This is a genomic window from Bacteroides sp. AM54-2NS, from assembly GCF_003602935.1.
Taxonomy (GTDB): Bacteria; Bacteroidota; Bacteroidia; order Bacteroidales; family Bacteroidaceae; genus Bacteroides; species Bacteroides xylanisolvens.
The window spans coordinates 1-904 of record NZ_QTMZ01000138.1 but is presented as its reverse complement, the minus strand read 5'-3'; the positions used below and the strand labels follow the sequence as shown (position 1 = coordinate 904).

Below are 904 nucleotides of genomic sequence, written 5' to 3'. Positions count from 1 at the left end.
TAGTCGTGACTGGAGTTTGGTAGCCACCGGTACTCGCATAACCGCTGAGTTCGGTGCTTTTTTAAAAGAATTACTTAGATAATCACGCCGTTAGCTGCCAAAGTGTAGCTGAGCATTACTGTATGGATGGCAAACAGCTTCAAAGCCAATATAAAGACCACCTGAGTGACTTCCAGAATTGGGATCAGAGAGCACATGCCCAAGAGTATATCCTTTATCCAAAGAATATGGGTTATCACCTATGTATTGACGAAACGGCTTTAAGTAAGGGAGATCTTTATACCATCTTAATAAATAGAGATAAGCGAGGTAGGAAAGGTTCTATTATAGCTGTAATTCAGGGCACTAAAACCGATGATATCATTGCGGTACTTACAAAGATGCCACAGGAGCTGCGTAATCAGGTCAAAGAAATTACACTGGATATGGCCGGGAGCATGCAAAAGATTGCCAAAACGTGCTTTCCACGTGCCATGCAGGTGATTGATAGGTTTCATGTACAAAAACTTGTATACGAAGCTGTACAAGAGTTGCGCATTACATATAGATGGCAAGTGATAAAAGAGGAGAATAAAGCTATGAAAGCGGCAAAAGAGAAGGGGGAAGTATATAAAGCAGAAGAACTCGAAAACGGAGATACACTCAGGCAATTATTGGCCAGAAGCAGATATTTATTATTTAAATCACCTGATAAATGGACCAAGAGTCAGAAAATCAGGGCAGAATTACTTTTCAAGCAGTTTGAAGATATTAAGCACGTATATTACTACTCATTGGAGTTGGGAAAGATCTTTTCCACAAACTATGACAAGGATGTAGCAAGAGCAAAGCTGGCACTATGGTATAATAAGATTGAAGAATATGGATACGATACATTCACAACAGTAGCAAACTCTATTGAGAA

Annotated in this window: 1 protein-coding gene and 1 pseudogene; both read left to right on the top strand. The window is 39.6% G+C overall.

Features of this window, described 5'->3' with window-relative positions; genetic code table 11:
• Nucleotides 1–82: pseudogene (locus DXA05_RS28520) on the top strand (transposase); the annotation flags it as partial.
• A 40-nt stretch (nt 83–122) separates the two neighbouring features.
• A partial coding sequence (locus tag DXA05_RS26170) for a transposase (RefSeq protein ID WP_128859795.1) occupies nt 123–904 on the top strand: 782 nt, incomplete at its 3' end.